1 protein-coding gene is annotated in these 672 nt (G+C 59.8%); it reads left to right on the forward strand.

The genetic code is table 11. The annotated features are described in order from the left end of the window. Positions 1–114 precede the first annotated feature (114 nt). A partial coding sequence (locus AC0L17_RS34530) for an IS110 family RNA-guided transposase (RefSeq protein WP_473518996.1) occupies positions 115–672 on the forward strand: 558 nt, incomplete at its 3' end.

A 672-nucleotide genomic window follows, 5' to 3' on the forward strand; every position in this document is an offset into this window, starting at 1 on the left:
ATTTGGACCCGATCCGCAGATCACCATACCGGCCCGCGGCTTCTTGAAAGGCCGCAACGACAGGCCTGAGAGAAGAACGCACTCGATCACCGGCACATCAGGTTGGAAGGCTTCTTGCATCAAGGGCGGCAACCAGAGAAGAACGACGTCGCCGATGCGGAGGCGATCGTCGAAGCAGCGCAACGACCGACAATGCGCTTTGTCGAACCGAAGACCAAGGAGCAGCAGTCCCGGGCTATCGTGTTTCGCACCAGAGAGCAGTTCGTGAATCAGAGAACCGAATTGGTGAATGCGCTGCGCGCGCACCTCTATGAGTTCGGTTATGTTGCTCCGCAAGGCATCGGCCACCTGCCACGTCTGGCAGAGATCGTCGAGGACGAGAGCGCAGACCTGCCGGATCTAGTCCGCGACATCTGCAGCGCTCTCCTTGACCAGATCGAACAGTTGAGCAGCCGGCTCGCGGCATTGAAGAAGACGATCGACACGCTGTCCAAGCAAGCTGCAACATCTCGGCGCTTGCAAACCATGCCCGGTGTCGGCCCTATCGCTGCCCTTGCCATTGAAACCTTTGCGCCACCGATGGAAGCCTTTAAGTGCGGTCGCGATTTCGCCGCCTGGCTCGGGCTGGTCCCTCGGCAGAAGTCGAGCGGCGGCAAGCAACGACTAGGGAAG

The sequence above is a fragment of the Mesorhizobium sp. WSM4829 genome, assembly GCF_055811475.1.